Origin of the sequence: Vreelandella neptunia (assembly GCF_034479615.1) — a bacterium.
GTDB lineage: Bacteria > Pseudomonadota > Gammaproteobacteria > Pseudomonadales > Halomonadaceae > Vreelandella > Vreelandella neptunia.
This window is the reverse complement of record NZ_CP140255.1, coordinates 3,557,867-3,574,659: the sequence shown is the minus strand read 5'-3', so window position 1 is coordinate 3,574,659 and position 16,793 is coordinate 3,557,867. Positions and strand designations below refer to the sequence as shown.

At 54.7% G+C, this 16,793-nt stretch carries 9 protein-coding genes; 1 reads left to right on the top strand and 8 read right to left on the bottom strand.

Translation table 11 applies throughout. The annotated features are described in order from the left end of the window. Position 1: 1 nt before the first annotated feature. Positions 2–2,122: a UvrD-helicase domain-containing protein gene (locus SR894_RS16605; protein ID WP_223289142.1), complete on the top strand. Its 2,121-nt coding sequence runs from the start codon at positions 2–4 to the stop codon at positions 2,120–2,122. 444 nt (positions 2,123–2,566) lie between these two features. On the opposite strand, the gene SR894_RS16600 is transcribed toward SR894_RS16605, so the two are convergent. The 8 genes from SR894_RS16600 to recC all read right to left on the bottom strand — a co-directional run bounded on the left by SR894_RS16600 (position 2,567) and on the right by recC (position 16,273). Then, positions 2,567–3,472: a 3'-5' exonuclease gene (locus SR894_RS16600; protein ID WP_223289141.1), complete on the bottom strand. Its 906-nt coding sequence runs from the start codon at positions 3,470–3,472 to the stop codon at positions 2,567–2,569. A 44-nt stretch (positions 3,473–3,516) separates the two neighbouring features. After that, positions 3,517–3,984, bottom strand: a complete 468-nt coding sequence (locus tag SR894_RS16595; RefSeq protein ID WP_223289140.1) for a poly-gamma-glutamate hydrolase family protein — start codon at positions 3,982–3,984, stop codon at positions 3,517–3,519. Beyond that, complete coding sequence (locus tag SR894_RS16590) at positions 3,944–4,144, bottom strand: poly-gamma-glutamate hydrolase family protein (RefSeq protein WP_223289139.1); 201 nt, start codon at positions 4,142–4,144, stop codon at positions 3,944–3,946. The genes SR894_RS16595 and SR894_RS16590 overlap by 41 nt, the downstream gene beginning before the upstream one ends. Before the next feature lie 17 nt (positions 4,145–4,161). Then, positions 4,162–4,533: a gamma-glutamylcyclotransferase family protein gene (locus tag SR894_RS16585; RefSeq protein WP_246638307.1), complete on the bottom strand. Its 372-nt coding sequence runs from the start codon at positions 4,531–4,533 to the stop codon at positions 4,162–4,164. 41 nt (positions 4,534–4,574) lie between these two features. After that, the gene (locus tag SR894_RS16580) at positions 4,575–6,692 is read right to left on the bottom strand and encodes an AAA family ATPase (protein WP_223289138.1); all 2,118 of its coding nucleotides are present in this window, start codon (positions 6,690–6,692) and stop codon (positions 4,575–4,577) included. Between the two features lie 121 nt (positions 6,693–6,813). Next, a complete protein-coding gene (gene recD / locus SR894_RS16575) occupies positions 6,814–8,856 on the bottom strand; it encodes an exodeoxyribonuclease V subunit alpha (RefSeq protein ID WP_223289137.1) in 2,043 nt (680 codons plus the stop codon). Beyond that, positions 8,856–12,629 (bottom strand): exodeoxyribonuclease V subunit beta, encoded by a 3,774-nt coding sequence (recB, locus tag SR894_RS16570; RefSeq protein WP_223289136.1) that lies wholly within the window; start codon positions 12,627–12,629, stop codon positions 8,856–8,858. Before recB ends, recD begins: the two co-directional genes overlap by 1 nt. Further along, positions 12,629–16,273 carry an exodeoxyribonuclease V subunit gamma gene (recC, locus tag SR894_RS16565; RefSeq protein ID WP_223289135.1) on the bottom strand — a complete coding sequence of 1,215 codons (3,645 nt, stop codon included), beginning with the start codon at positions 16,271–16,273 and terminating at the stop codon, positions 12,629–12,631. The genes recB and recC overlap by 1 nt, the downstream gene beginning before the upstream one ends. Between the last annotated feature and the right edge of the window lie 520 nt (positions 16,274–16,793).

The following is a 16,793-nucleotide window of genomic DNA, read 5'->3' as shown; positions in this document are numbered from 1 at the left end:
AATGGTCAGCGTAGCCTTCTCCGAAAAGTATTTTGAAAGCCTGTTAAAGCTCACACCCAATGAACAGAGCCAAGCTAACAAGGCGGTGATGCTGTTCCAACAGGATCCTCAGCATGGTGGGTTGCACTATGAACGATTGACCGCGTTTAAAGACAACAAGCTGCGCTCAATACGTGCCAATCAAGACGTGCGCATTATTTTGGCTGCTGCCGAAAAAGAAAACCTCTATTTAATGCTGTATGTGGACCATCACGAACCGGCTTATACGTGGGCGGCAAAGCGAAAGGTGGAAGTTAACCCCAATACCGGCAGCTTGCAGATGTTTACCGTTGAAGAAGGAGTTTTACAGAACCCTGCCCATCAACCCATGCCCCCAGTGCAAGCTGGTCTGTTTGATGCGATTCGTGATAGGCAGTTGATGCAGCTAGGCGTGCCGGAAGAAACGATTCCTTTAATACGCAGTATGAAAATTGAAGCAGATCTTGAGATTGCTCGCGATAATGACCAGCTCCCTCCAGATGCTTACGAAGGCCTATTCATGTTGATGGCCGGGGCGAGTTTTGAAGAGGCGTATCAAGAAACCGTGCCAACAGTTCCTGATAAGGTGGACATTGAGGACTTCAGTACCGCATTAGCGCGGCCGGAATCGCGGGCACATTTCGCGGTGGCCGATAATGAACAAGCTTTGCAAGAAGTGCTAAGTCAGTCGTTGGAAAAATGGCGTGTCTTCTTGCATCCAGCCCAGCGGCGTTTGTCTACTGGCGATAAAAACGGCCCAGTGCGTGTCTTAGGCGGTGCGGGTACCGGCAAAACGGTCGTCGCGATGCACCGTGCTAAATGGTTGGCAGAGCAACTTGCTGAAAAGCAAGGGAGTAGCGAGGGTCAAGTCTTATTCACCACCTTTACCCGTAATTTGGCCGCCGATATTCAGCAAAATTTAAATAAGATTTGTTCACAGGCAGTGCTAAAACATATCGAGGTGGTGAACTTAGATGCGTGGGTAGTTAGCTTTCTCAAAAAAGTGGGCTATGACTATGGCCTGTTGATGAATGCTAAAGAAGAAAACAGGTTGTGGAATGATGCCTACGCCGAAAAGCCCGCTAGCTCAGACCTGACGGTGGCATTTTTCAAAGAAGAGTGGGCCAGGGTGGTTCAGCCTCAGTCAGTGACGACGGTAGAGGTTTATAAAAAAGCATCACGCTTGGGGCGTGGTACGCGCCTGAATCGCCAGCAGCGAGCGGAGATTTGGCCAGTGTTTGAACGTTATCGTCATTTATTGGCCAGTAACCATCTCAAAGAAGCTGATGATGCTTACCGCGACGCGCGCAAGCTCTTGGAGGCTAACCCTGATCTGCGGCCTGCCATCAGTTCCGTGATTGTTGATGAAGCCCAAGATATGGGCACTCAGGCGTTTATGCTACTGCGAGCATTAGTGCCTGAAGGTAAAAATGATCTGTTTATGGTGGGCGACGGTCACCAGCGGATTTACGGCAAAAACAAAGTGGTGCTAGGCCAGTGTGGAATCAACATTCGAGGCCGCAGTGCGCGGTTAAAAGTGAATTACCGCACCACTGATGAAACGCGTCAACTAGCAGTGAGCGTATTAGAAGGTGTCGCCGTTGATGACTTAGATGGCGGTGAAGATACCCAGGCGTTTTATCACTCTTTGATGCACGGGCCTGCGCCAGAAATACGCTGCTTCGATAGCATGGACGAGCAAGCCGAGGCGATATTAGTGTCCATAGAAGATAATGCTTTAGTACCAGAGGCCTGCTGTGTGATTGCGCGAACACGCAAAGAAGTCACAGAACTAAAACATGCGTTAGAAAGCCGTCAACAGCGTTGTCACTTGTTAGATGGCCGCAGCACGCGCACACCCGATGGCGCTCTGAACTTAGCCACTATGCACCGGGTAAAAGGTCTTGAGTTTGATGCAGTATTCATCGCCTCGGTTAACCGAGGACTACTTCCGCTCGATTTTGTAGTGAGCGCTGCGTCAGATGCCGTTACCCGCCGCCAGCGAGAGAATGAAGAGCGAGCTCTGGTTTATGTGAGCCTAACTCGGGCGCGTAAGCTAGCATTCGTATTTGGATATGGTCACATGAGCCCCTGGTTCGCCTGATGCTGCGATACCACGTTTATTTCAAAGCTCTTTTCATAATACCTGCTGTATCGAACGCGAGCATCTGATTAGGCACGACTCAGTGATAAAGTCGGTGAAGAATGAATTGGCCGATGAGGTCAGTGCCAAAAGGCTTGGAGTGGCGTCTACTGACACGGCCATATGTGCCACACGTCCTTGGCAACACTACGCAAGCCTGAGCGCAACTCTCTGCTGCGGATAAGGCCTGCTGGTTGTAATACGAGAGCATGCCTTCTGTCTCGGAACACTATGATTTTTTTAGTTCCTGTAGTCGAAGCATTGTGAATAGTATCGACCTCTAAATCTTATGCTGAACGCAGCGCGCAGCATGGTCAGTTTCGCAATTCCCAGGTTTAGAGCACGAACGCGATGAGGTAGTCATGATATAGGGGATAACAATTTCACTGAGTAGGCAGTTCCATTTTACTTCATACCTTTGAAGCGAGTGCGAGCTGTCTGTGGTTCATAGTGCGCATGCTCCGACCCTTGGGAGTAGGTGGCATTTAGAAATGCTTGCTCCTCTTCGATAGCATTGGCATCCACTTCTGTCCACCAGCCTTTATTAGGCCCTTTATCGCCCGAATGCCAGCGATACCCTCTGGCTTTGAGCGTGTCTTTTACATCAAAAGGCGCACCAAACGCCCGAATAACTACTGTGCGCTGGCGCGCGCTGGTAAGTAGTTGTGAAAACGCTTCCTGATTAATATGCATCAACCAAGCGGTGGCTAAGCAATCCACTTCGGCGCGATGTCCACCATAGAAATAACCATGCTTCAGCAGCAGGTATTCCAGTTTGCGTCCTTCGTACCCAAGCGTTTTCCATGGAATACCACTGGCCGTACATGCCCAACCGCGCTCTGCTAAAAAGGGAAATCGTCGATCCATTATGGGACGATCAAACCGGGCATTATGTGCAATGACCAGTGGGTCTCCCTCAAACCACGTAGCAATCTCCTCATCATCAATACGATGGCCGGCGACATCAGCATCGGTGATACCGGTAATTTGGGTAATTTCTTTAGGAATTGGTTTGCCAGGATCTTCAAAGCGGCTGAGTGCATCAGTGATAGACGTTATACGTGCGCCGCTGGGGCTATACTCACCGCGGACTAAGCCCAACTCAATGATACTATCTGCTTCCGTATCTAGCCCGGTGGTTTCCACATCGGCTACAACGAAGGTTCGTTCATCTCCGACGGCCGGGTGTAACGTTAATGGAAATGCAGCATCGGGCTTAGTAAACGGAACGCGCTCAATCAGCCGGTAGTCGTCGGGGCTGGCCTCGATACGGGGAATATCTTTTAGTGGAAATGCCTCGGGTAATGACATACCAGCCTCACTTGTCAATTGGTCGGTGGCTCGGGGGTTGAAGCCTAGCTGTCTAGATTATCATCGTCGCCCAGCACTTTCCGCACACGATCAATGAAGACGCGCCGTTTGCCCCAGGCAAAAGGGCAGAGGCGTAGCCGCGGGGTTAGCTCAAGCTGAAGGTCGCGCTGGCCCCGGTTACAAATATTGTGCCTTCCACAGCCGTGAAACATAGGATGCGGGCGGCTTTTCATACCGGTGCGTTTCAACTTAATTTCAAGCTGGTGTCGGAGTTCAACGTTGTCGCCTCGGTTATAGGCAATAGCGCCTCGACCCATGCAACCATAAAGCGTTACTGCTACCGTTGAGCCGCTTGCAAACGCTAAGGCGATTGGCTCGTCAAACTCGGTGCTGGTGCTGTGCAAATACCAGTTGTGACGCCTCTTTTGTCCGTTAAAATTGTAATAATTAAACGTATTACCTGGGATCCGCTTAGCAAGTGACGATGCGCCCGGCTCTATTTTTGCCGCCATGGATGGCCATGATGGTGATCGGTGAGCCTCGATCTGCAGTCTCAATCGAAAAAGCCCCGTTGGGTTGCTCGCTTTCCAACGCCACAAAGCTGTCATAGCGGTCGCCATGCTGGCGAATCCAGCCCTTTCGGCCTAGCCAAACGGTCACGTGTCCGAGCATGGGCTGTAAACGCTTCCTTACCATTCCCCGTCCTCGATACGTGCCTCGTTCTTAGTCTCGGCGTTGTAGAGGTAGCACCACGCCTCGCCGTGTTGGGTAGGAAAAATTGCGCGGTTGTATAGCCCTTGACCTGGGGCATGCGCGAAGTAGCCTTCCAGCTGATCCAGTAAGGCCAGTTGTTTGGCGTTGATGGCGTAGACCTCGACCACCGCACCAGCTGACACCTCCGCTTTGGCCCCTGGGTAAGGGCCAAGGTCATAGAGAGTGAGAGCGGTTAGGCGGTCACGGCCGAGCAGGGTCGCGCCGTCAAGCCAATAATGGTTGTGGCAACCTTGCTTGAGCGTGCCATATACAGCGACGCGAGGGCAGCGTTGTATATCGCGTTGCAAGTGATCTATGGTGTTGTCTCCTTCCCTTATCAGCGGCTTCGTTACACAAACCCTATTGGCTGGCGTTTGCCGTGCTGTTCACGCTCTTCCAGGGCCAGGGCGTCCATCAGTGTGTTCAAACGGATGGGCAGGCCACGCAGGTCGAGTTGGTCTAGCGCGGTGCGCACATTCCCTGGAGTAAGGGATCTTTGTGCTAAGTGGCTATTTGGAATGGTCGCCAGACGCTGATGGTCACGCGCGGGTAGCACTTCCTTGAGCAAATCACGTAATGGCTCGGGTGCTAGTGGCAGAAACTCCACCTTAAGATCAAAGCGGCGCATGACGGCACGATCCAGACTATCCACGCGGTTGGTGGTGGCCAGCAAAATGCCGTCAAAATTCTCAATCTGTACCAATAGCTCATTGGTGTGAGAAATTTCCCAGCTCTGCATGCTGTTGTCGCGTTGCATGAGCAGGGTGTCGACTTCATCTAGCAGCAGTACGGCTCCTTTCTCACGCGCCTGGGCAAACAGCGCAGCAAGCTTCTCTTCTGTACCACCCACATATTTATCTAGCAGGCTGCTGGCATGGGCAGTGATCAGCTCGCAACCTAGAATCTTGGCTAAGTGCTGCGCCAGTGCTGTCTTGCCGCTGCCGGGTAGTCCATGCAAGCACAAGCGGCCACGCTGGCGTCGGGTTAGGCGCTGCACAATGTTTTCAAGCCCTGGGCGCGTATTCAGCCACTCAATGCGGTACGCGGGCATAGTGGGGCCTGTGGCAAGTGTCTTATCGTTCTGAGTACGCGAAAGCGATTTTCCTAACGCACGCAGGCGATGTGTCATCAGGGTGTCGATATGCTGCTCGTTACGCTTTGGTGTACGTGGGTTGAACAAGCGCCCTAAACGGCATAGTTGATCAGCAGCAGCGGGGGTCATCCAAGGTTGTAGCGCCAGCTGCTGGCGCCCTTGAGGGGTCACCGGTAGCTCGTTGAGCAACTGGCAATAGTGGGCTTTGGCCTGCTCGCCGTGCTGGGCTTTTACCTCGATGATCATGTCAAAACGGCGTAGATAAGCGGGATCAAGCCAGTGCACGCTGTTACTCACCCACAGGGCAGGTGTGGAATTGTTCTCCAGCAGTTGGTTCATCCAGCCCTTGGGGAGCGCCTCCTCATCGTTGATGACATCCTCAATCTCATCAAACATGATCAGCCCAGGTCGCCGATCGATAAGCTTTTGCACTACTTGGTAGCGACTTAAACGCTTACTTGGCGTGAGCATCTCGTCGTTATTGTCGACCACTGGCACACCGTAAAGCGGCACACTCAACAGCGACGCTAACGCTTTTACCAGCTCGGTCTTACCCACCCCGGGTTCGCCATAGATCAACACGTTAGCGCCCGCTTGTTGGGTATCAAGCGCCTGGCGTAAATAATCAACGGTCAATTGGCGCAGGGGAACGGCGTCAAAGCTTGCTAGTGTGAATGCCCCTGGCGGCTGTGTGGGGCACAGGCTCATCAAACGCTCAGTGATATAGCCCCGCAGCGCGCTGGATGAGAGTGCCTTGACATCGTGGTTGACCAGCGGCGCCAGGCTGAGCAGCATGTGGCCTGCTGTTAGGCTGTCATCGAGATCCAACGCGCGTAAGTTATGCTGATAAGAAAGTAGCCCCAACATTAATAGGCGACCGTGCTCCTGTAAGCATAAATGAACCTCATCGCTGTTGTGACCTGTCAGCTGTGCCAACAGTTTTTTGGTTCGCGTGTGTTCTACACACGCTAGCACCGGGTTCATCTGCGGGTAGCGCAGTCTCAGCCAGGTGAGCATTAGCAAGCGTGTTTCTAACACACCGAGCTGCAGTAGATCAGCGATATGTTCGCATAGGAGGGTAAGCGCGTTGTGTACAGGTGTTGTTGTATCCAGCGCAGCCGAGGTGCGCTTCCACCAGCGTTTAAGGGTGGGAGAGTAATCACCATAGTGATGGCTTCCTTCGGCGTCTTTGGGTACTTTGATGCCTAGCCAACTAAAGAGGCCCTGCCAGTCCATGTCATCCAACCCGCAATCCTTGCCCTGAAACATCACCGTTCGCACTGTGATTAATTGTGCCAGGAGGCGCTCCTGCGGATCGTTGTTCGTATCGGCTGCGGATGCTGCATTCACGTCTAAGATGTGTTCCCACTGCATGGCCGACTCCTTCGTTGCCCACTCGTCTCATCATAACGCCCTAGTGCGACGTTCTATGTCGCACTAGGGCGTGGTGACTGAGGGGAGCTATGTTGATAGTGAAACGATGCAAATAGTGGTACTACGCAAATAGTCGGCTATGGCGTTGAATACGCCGCTCAATAGCATGCGCTAGCAGGCCTTCGTTGGCATCGAGCAGTGTAAACGTGCTCTTAGCCCGGGTGACCGCGGTGTAAATCAGCTCTCGGGTAAGAATTGGAGACAGAGTATCGGGCATCACCAGCGCGGTGTGAGCAAACTCCGAGCCTTGCGACTTGTGCACGGTCATCGCGTAGACCGTCTCGATACGCTGCAGCCGACTAGGTAACACCCAGCGGATACCGCCTTGGCCGTCAGGGAAAGCAACACGAAGGGTGAGGCCGCTATCGTCTGTCGTCTCGCTTGTGGCTTGCGTATCGAATTGGCGCGGCGCGTTGAGCGTAATGCCGATATCGCCGTTCATTAGCTTTAGTCCGTAATCGTTACCCGTGACAAGCACCGGGCGGCCTTCGTACCAATGGCTGGTGTCCTCCGTTTTATGAATCAGGTTGTCGCGCATCAGCGCTTGCTCAATGCGTTCATTGAGGGCCTCGACTCCCCAAGGTCCCTGGCGTAACGGTGTCAGCAGCTGAAAGGCGGTGTGAGCATCAAGAATATCGGCTGCCCAGGCATCCCAACGTGCTTTACCAGCGCTTATAGCAGGCCGTGTCTCTTGACGATGAATGCGTTGCAAGTAGTGGCTTAGTCCCAGTGCGCTCGCGTTATCTTTACGGCCTGCCACGGCAAGCGCCGTCAGTTTTGGATATGGCGCCTTTGTTGAGAGCTTAATGTGGGTGAGGTCGGTATATGTCTGGTCTTTAATAACCTTGAGCGCTTGAGATGCGTCGCCTGCATTGACGGCATGAGCGAGCTGGCCGATACCACTCTGGCTATCAAACCGGAAGCTGTGGCGTAGCTTGGCGACGGATTGGTCTAAGGCGCGCCCGCGGGTATCTCGGTAATCGTTTTCTAACACGAAGCCTGTGGTGGTTTCGATCCAGTGCGCGATCTCGTCGTTGTAATAACCAACGTCCGCGCGTTGGCATAAATTGCCCAGCACAGCACCGGCCTCGACGGAGGCAAGTTGGTCTTTATCCCCGAGTAGCACCAATCGCGCGTGCGGCGGTAATGCATCAAGCAGGGCGGCCATCATGTCGATATCCACCATCGAGGCTTCATCGACCACCACCATATCAAACGGTAGTGAGCGTCGTGCGTGATAGTGATAATGGCGGGTGTCCGGGCGTGCCCCCAATAGCCGGTGTAACGTTTTGACTTCTTTGGGAATCGTCGCCTGTGCGCCTTCAGGCAATGCAAGTTCACTGAGTGCTTCAACCTGCTTGGCAATAGATTCATTCAGCCGCGCAGCGGCTTTACCCGTTGGGGCTGCTAAGGCAATCCGCAAAGCTGGATTGCCCGTCTTGATATTCAGGCTCTGCAGCAGTGCCAAGAGTCGTATGACCGTGGTGGTCTTCCCCGTGCCAGGGCCGCCGGTGATGACTGCAAACGGTGAGCGAGCCCCTAAAGCGCACGCAATTTTCTGCCAGCGGGCCTCACTGGCATTGGTGTCATCGCGCGGGAAAAGGCAGTCAAGAAGGGCACGGGTGTCTTCGGCGGCCCATTCAGTAGTTTGCGTAACTCGGGCTTCAATTTTAGCGGTGATGCGCTGTTCGTGACGCCAGTAGCGGCGAAGGTAGAGGCGGGAGCCGTCAAGCACGAGTGGCTCGTTACCGTCACCTTCACCGACAGCGGTCCAACGGCGGAGCTCTTTTTCCCAGTCGTGAGCAGCGAGTGCAGCGATAAAGCTTTCCGGTGTGGCGAGGTCATTCTTAGCTTCTTGCGGCTGTACTGCAATCAGAGAACGCGGGTGTGCCTGCAGTTGCTGAAGATCAAGTAGCAGGTGGCCTTGCCCTGCCAAGTGACTAACAAGCGCGGCCGCGAGCAGGCAGGTGGTATCCGCCTCTGGGGTGAGCTGAGCGAGTTGATCGGCAAACGCAGCGTCAAGGTCGCGAATCCAGCCTGCACTGCTCCATTGGAACAGCAGTGTCAGTAGTGCCTGGCGGTCATTGATGTAGGCAACACTCATCAGGAAACCTCCTTGTCGCTGGCGCCCGCCATCATGGCGTCCAGGCGTTCGATAAAGGTACGCGGCGGTTTGATGTTGAGTACGCCGCGGCTCGGTGCATGGATGCCGCGCAGAAATACCAGCATCGCGCCGCCTACATCCCTGTCGTAATCATAATTGGGCAGGGTTTGGCGCAAGTGACGGTGCAGCGCCAGCAGATAAACCGAAAGCTGCATGTCGTAACGCTTATCAAGGGCTGCGCGCATGAGTACGTCCTGGGTGTAGGCGCTGTCATTCGGTCCTAGCCAGTTCGACTTCCAGTCAATGACGTAGTATTGACCGTTATATTCTGCCAGCAGATCAATAAAGCCCTTCATCAAACCGTTGAGCTGCTGAAACCCCAGCGAGGGGCGTGATTCACCGGGAAAAAGTGTTTGCTTAACCAGTTTGTCGAGCACCGGCGTCTTGGCATTTGCAGTAGCAAACCAGAAGTCCGGTTCAGCACGGTAATGGGTAAGCGAAGAAAGCGTCGGGCCATCGTGGCCTTGTGCCGCAAGCGGGGTGTTGAGCCACGCTGTGATACCGGCTTCCAGTACGGGCGCGTGCGTTTCCCAACCGCGCACAATGCAACCCTGTTTCATACGGGCAATCACCAATGAATCACGCTCGGCAAGGTTGAAACCTTCATTCGCGAGCGTTTCTAACACACCGTGCAGGAAAGTGCCGGGGTTGGGGCCGCGGGGGAAGGCGTGCAACGTAGCTACTTCTGGCGTGCCAGTAAGAGGAGCGGGGCGTACCGGCTGGTGCTCTTCACTCTCTACTTCGGCTTGGGGCGTTTCTGGCGCATTGGCCCCTTTTTGTTGCAACGATGAGTAACTGGCAATCCACCACGGCGTAAAGGCACGATGATTGGCCGCCAGCGCCGACTTGAGCGCTTGAGTACCTACCGGAGGTTGATAGAGGACATCGTCGCTGTCCGCGGTTGCCTGCGTAATCCCCGGGCAGGCTTTAGTATGCGTCTGCCAGGCAGCTTTTACGGCCGACAAATCAGCAATTTTTGCACCACCGGCGAGCAAGTAGCCGATGCCGGATTTATCCAGCTGGGCCGTTTTACTATTGCCCACTTTAAGCGGTGCTAGGCCAATGAACGTCGCGTGCCGGGCTCGCGTAAGCGCGACGTAGAGTAGGCGCATCTCCTCGGAAAGGCGCTCGTCGTTGGCAGCCTCAAAGCTAGCTTTTGCCTCATCTTTCTTTTGTGAAAGCTCTAGCAGCGGCCGGCCATCATCGCTATGGAACAGTGGTGTACCCCACTTGCCGTTGATCTCCTTAAACGAACAAATAAAGGGCAGCGCGACGATAGGGTATTCGAGCCCCTTAGACTTAAAAATGGTCACGACTTGAATCAGCTCAGCATCGCTTTCTAAGCGAAGGATCTGTTCATCCCCGCCGGGCTCATCAATCTGTTCGCCGAGTAGACGAATCAACGCGTGATCGCCGTCCAACGCGTCGCTAGCATTCTGTGCCCACTCGGCCAGATGCAGCAGGTTAGTAAGACGACGCTCGCCCTTAGCGTTTGCCAGCAATCGTTCGGGCACTTGGTAGTCGTGCATCAGCTGGCGCAGCGCAGGAAGCACACCACGTTGTTGCCAGCGGGTGCGATAGCCCGCGAAACGCTCTTGAGTCGCTTCCCAGGCCATTTCGTCGCGTTGTAAGTTGTCGAGTTGGTAAAGCGATAGCCCGAGCGTCGGTGTCGCCAGCGCAGTGCGTAGTGTAGAAACCACATCCGGCTCCGCGATTGCTTTCAGCCAACGCCAGAGGTCGCTGGCCTCTGGCGTTGCAAAGACGCTGTCACGATCTGAGAGATACACACTGGCTAGGTCGCGTGCGCTTAGCGCGTCACGGATGGCCGCAGCTTCCTTGCGGTCACGTACCAAAATGGCAATATCGCTCGCCTTTAGCGGCTTGAATGGTTTATCCGCCTGCTGAAACCCCGCTTCATCGTGAGATGCCTGGTTTAGCCACGTCGCAATTTGATTGGCGCAGTGACGCGCGGCCTGTTCAAGATAACGCTCCGTGTTAATGGGTTCGTCATCATCGCCCACCAGCCATGTCGTTAGCGCGGGGGAGGGATTGCCATTGAGCAGGAGCGATTCTGCCCGACCGTTAGCTTCCACAAAATGAAACGGCATAGGGTTATCACTTTCGCCTCCTTCCACGGCAAAACGAAAGGCGCCACGGGGGAAGGTGTCTTCAGCATGCCTAAACAGCTGATTGACAGAAGCGACAACGGCCTCGCTAGATCGGAAGTTGGTAGCGAGAGTGTGGTGGCGCGGGGAAGTGGCACGGCGGGCATCGAGATAGGTGTAGATATCACCGCCGCGGAAGCCGTAGATCGCCTGTTTTGGGTCTCCAATTAGGATCAGGCTAGAGGCTTGATCGTTATCGCTGAGCCGATAGATGGCATCAAAAATACGGTACTGCGCGGGGTCGGTGTCCTGAAACTCATCGATCATCGCAATGGGGAATTGCCCGCGCAGCCGATTAGCCAGTGTTTCGCCACCATCGCCGCTGAGCGCCTTGTCCAGCCCTTGAATCATATCGTCAAAGCCCATTTGCGCACGCTGAGCGAGCTGCTCCGCAAGCCGCGTGGAGACCCACTCGCGTGCGTCGGCTAAAACGTGGGGCTTGAGCGTCTGAGCCTGCTCATTAACCGATGTATCGATACTTAACCATTCTTCTAGTGTGCTATGAAGCTCAAACGTAGGCGGGGTGGCGCCTCTATTGAGTTTGAAACGGCTAGTGGCTAGTTTGGGCACGAAGCTGGTGTCATCCAGGTTTAACTCACCACGTCCCCAGGCCGCTAGTTCCTCTAGCCAACTATCAAATTTGGCGTCGTCTTTTTTATCCCGGAAGGTGTTGCCGTTGAGCTGGCCGCGCAAATCGCGGAGTGCCTGATGGATGGCATTGGCGTCTTTTAAATAGGTATTACGTGCTTTTGCCACGGCTCTTTGACGTTCTTCGCGCCGCTCAATCAGCGCGTTCAGTTGGGCCTGAATATCGCCCGCTTGCAAGGGCTCCCCGCCCAAGCATAGCGTGGCATCGCGTCGTTGCAGTAATGGACGCAGCGCCTTGTGTAACTGAAAGGGCGAAGCAAACAGCGCCACCATGGCGGCCGCTAGCGATTCGCTGAGAGGGTAGACGCGCGTACGCCAGTAGTCGAAGACCGCCTCTTGGGTCATCTCGGCAAGGTCTTTGACGACTTCCTGTTGGAACAGCTTGCCACTATCAAAGGCATGCTCTTTGAGCATGCGTTGTGCCCAACTATGGATGGTCGAGATAGCGGCATCATCCATCCACTCGGCGGCGACCTCTAGCCGGCGGGCGCAGTGAGGCCAGGTGGCGCGAGGGTAGTCGTTGCGTAACTCTGCAAGTAGAGGATCGCTTTGGCTTAAGTCTTCGCTTTCGTTATGCGGGCGAAATGCTTCGGCCGCCTGTACCAACCGCGCACGAATTCGGTCTTTAAGCTCCTGGCTGGCGGCTTCGGTGAACGTCACCACTAGGATGTCCGGTGGCACTAGTGGCATATGAAAGCCGTTAACTTGGGGATGGCTATCATCATCGGGTTGGCCGTGACCCAGCACCAGACGCACATACAAAAGGGCAATGGTGAAGGTTTTACCGGTACCGGCGCTGGCCTCTATCAGCTGACTTCCACGCAGCGGTAGCGCAAGCGCGAGAGGGCGTGAAGACGACTGAGAGGCCGCGGATGAAGATGATGTGGTGGATGGCGGCATCAGGTGTTCTCCTCAGCGTTGGCGGTATTGTTTGCCGCTGCGGCATTGGTGATACAGCGGTGTAGATCACCATAAAGTGCTTGGCAGGCGGGCAAAAAGTCAGCGCAGTCGAAAAATGTCTCTAACGTGGGCAGCTCACGAAGAGTGAGCGGGCTGCGCTCGGTGAGTGTCTCGAACGTTTCTTTCCACGCTTCCATAAGATCGGGGTCCTCGCGCAATGTATCGATGTCAGGCCAATCGGTGCTGGGCTTCAGGTGATCAAGTAGCGCAAATGCCAACGACGGGTAGGTAGGCAGCGGTGCTTGCATGGCGCCAAGCCATTGCTCGATAAGCGTATCTAACCAGGCCATGGCCTTTTCGGTGGGCATGCCAGGAATTTCCAGCGTGCCGCTGGGAGATACCAAAAGCGTTGAGGCATTCGGGTGTGTTATCTGCAGTGCCAAATGCGCGGGCCAGTGCCGGGTGATTTGTGCCCAGTGCCAGTGATCGCCTTGATGCACTTGGCTGGTGAGTAATACCACTCGCGCTACCTCGGTTTCATTGCAGTAGACGTTATCGAGAGTGTCTTCGAGGCTGATGTGGATAGCGTCAGTGTGGTTCGGTAGAGATACCTGGCAGGCGTGTGTGACGGCTGGAGCCGGTTGCATGAGGCTAGGAAAGCGTGCGAGCTGCTCACGATACGTGCTGAGCGTCTCAGGTAGGCGTTCTAATAACTCGCGGCGCATGATCGGCCCGACCGGGGCAGGGGGGTAGTCACCGGCGCGCTGGCGCTGGTCTTCGACTTGGCTAAATAACGTGTCGATATCCACTTCGCGGTCGCTGGCAGCGCGTTGGCCGAGCGGTTGCAGCATTGCCTCTCGCTGCTGCCATTTGGCTAGCCCTGCAAAGGCGAAGGGTTCGTCATCTTCACTATCGGCGCGCTCGTCTCGCATGGTGGTAGAAAGACGTTGCTGAAATAGAGCACTGACAGGATCACGCAAAAGCCCGGTTAAGGCACTCAGAGTGATGCAGCCTTCCGGCTGCCATAGCGGCAGTGGTGCGTTCTCTTGGGCAGTGTCTTTGTGGATACCGTGACGGATTGCTTGCCACTCGCGCGCATAAGTAAAAAGCGGTGATGCGGCGTCAAAGTAGGCATGTCCGAAAGGCTGTAACGGATGCTCTGAGGTCAGTTTGGCCAGTAATGCCTGCTTGTGTTTTTCGCGCTCGCTAAACGTCAGCATGGATGGGTCGGGCTGGGCAGGCAGTTGCCAACCTGCGGCTAGGTGATCGCGTAATTGGCCGACCAGCACGCTGGGTGGCTTCTCGCTGTTATCTTGGGAACTGAAACCGCACCAGCTGATCACCAGCCGTTCTCGGGCGGAAAGTAACGCCTCAAGAAAGAGATAGCGGTCATCATCGCGCCGTGAACGGTCGCCAGGGCGGTAATGCCCGCGAATAGCCATCAGATCAAAATCGGGTGCTTCACTTTTACGTGGGTAGGCGCCATCTTGCATGCCCAGCATATAGACCTGACGAAAAGGGATTGCGCGCATCGGCATTAACGTGGCGAAGGTGATTCGCCCGACCATAAAGTTCTGAGCCAGTTGTGGCTCATCTATGCGATCAAGCCAGCTTTCACGCACGATAGCGAGATTAAGCGCTAGTGTGACATCGGCCTCTTGGATTTCTTGCTGCCAGCTTTCCAGCGCTACTTGCACCTGCCCTAAAAGTTGCTCTTCCCGCGGGCTTGTCGGGGCGAGCGTGTCAGTTAGCAGTTGGCTCAAGGTGGACGCCCATGCCTCGGCGCCCTGGGTGACGTCCAGGTCTTCGCGGTAGGTGTCCAACGTGCGCACCAGGCGGTAGAGGGAACCGACAAGTCGTGCATCCAGCCCGGCGACTTCATCAAAGGGTACGATGCCTTCCCAGTCGTCACCCTGTAAGTCAGGTTCACCTACGGCGTAGCCCATGAGCATCCGTTCTAAACCGAACCGCCAAGTGTGCAGGTCGTCGTGTTCCGGTAGTCCAAGTGATGTGCGCTGCTTGGCGTGAAGCCCCCAGCGAATATTGGCATCGTGGATCCAACGTTGCAGCGCCGCCATATCGCCTTCTGCTAGGCCAAATGCATTGCGTAGCGGCGGGATGTCCAAAAGATCCAGTACCTCACTGGCCCGAAAGCGCAGTTGTGGCAGCGAGAGTAGCGTTTCCAGTGCTACCAGGAGCGGCTCGCGATGGCGACGCTGCTGATCGGCAAGGTGGTAGGGCAGGTGACGCTCTTCAAAGGGGGAAAACTGTCCGAAGACGGCCTCAATGTAGGGGGCGTAATCGTTGATGTCAGGCACCATTACAATAATGTCGCGCGGCTGCAGGGTGGCATCTTCAGCAAAGGCCGCTAGCAGCTGATCGTGCAACACTTCAAGCTCACGTTGCGGCCCATGACAGGCGTGAAAGGCAATGGAGCGATCATCCGGCATTAAGGCTGGCCAACAATGGCGGCTTTCAGCCAGCGGGCGCAGGTCAAGAATATCATCCTGCAGTTGACCCAGTAGGTAGCGCGTATCCGGTGCTACGAAGCAATCCACCGGTTGCTGAAGAGCTGCGAAGGCTTCGAGGTGGCGCTCGGTATCGTCATGCTCTCCAAGCAGGTGAAGGTAGTCTCGTCCTTGCTTGCCCCAAGCGGCGAGAAGCGGGTGCGCGTGCAAATGGAGTGCTTCAGGCGACGCTTGAAGATCAGCGGGCATTCCCTGTTTGCGCCGCTGGCGATGATGGCGTCGTAAAACCTCTCGGGACTCAATGATATCGCCCCAGTAGTGCTTGCAGGGATTGAGTAGGCACAATATTACTTCGGTAGTCGGCGCGATCGCGGCGAGCACTTCTAGCATCTGCTGTGGCAATGAGGAAATACCAAACACTACCAAGCGCTGAGCCAGCCCATCCTGCCGCTCGGTCAGCTGGGCCGCCGCCGCTTTAAAGCGTTGATGCACCGCGCCGCGGTGGCTTTGGCGCGCCGTTTCACCCAGGCGCTTTGCAATCTCGTCGCCCAGCATTCGCCAAAGTGTTGGCTGCCACAGATGTTCTTCGTCCAGTGCCTGACCCACTCCGGCGGTATTAAAAGAGGAGCGAGTCAGCGTATCCTTGCCTGACTCCCACACGTTTAACCAGTCGGCACGATAGACTTGGTACTGATCAAATAAATCTGCAATGCGCTCGGCAAGTTGGTAGCGCTTGCGCGTATCCGGATCATCTTCTAAATAGCGCGCCAACGGCGCAAATCGCGGGTCATCAAGCACCTCCGGCAGTAGGTTAAGTAGCTGCCAACGTAGCTGGCTCTTATCGAAAGGCGAATGGGAGGGCACGCTTCCTTCACCTTCAACTGCTTCAATCACCTGCCGGTAGGCTATCCACTGAAACCGTGCCGGTAGCATTACATCTGCTCCCAAACTGATACCGCGCCCGGCGTCGCCTTGCGTTTCTGCCATCGATATTTTTAGCCATTGAGCAATCCCGTTGCTCTGTACTAAAAAAGTAGTTTTTTCCAGCGGGTGCAATGGGCGGTGGGCAAGCCAAGCCATTGTGACATCGCGGAGATCTTCCATACGATTGCCTTGAAGGACGATGAGCCCCTGGGTTTTTTCATGATTGGCACTACCGATTGCAGGAGCAGGCATACACACGTCCTTGCTAAGAAAAATAAGAAGGCAAACAGTTTATCGAAAAACTAAGCCTAATGAGATCTTTAGCTTAAGTGTGTTGTGCGACAAAGGGTGTCGTCAATACGACTACACATCGTAGCGCTGGGACAGCCGGCGGGCCTGATTAATGGCCTTTTTGGCTCTTTGACCAAGGCGGCGGGTTCTGGCTGGACTACATCTGTTGGGAGAGACTATGGATGCATTCTGCTGTTCGCGCAGGGCGTCATGGTCCTGTTACAGGTGCGTTTTCTTATGCCGAATTTTGCGGACACAACGAAGTAATTCCGAACCAGAAAACCACGCCCTAATCTTTCAGAATGCGTGGTGGCTGGAAATATTCTGATGCAACCTTTTATCTATTGCGTACGCATACGCGTCTATTCACTCTTTACAAAATGTTTGCAACTTAGTCCTGGCTCATTAAATTTTGGCAGGTAAGATGTACCTTAAGCAGTCGTGGTGCTGTATCGAAAACATAATAATTGAGAGAGATGTT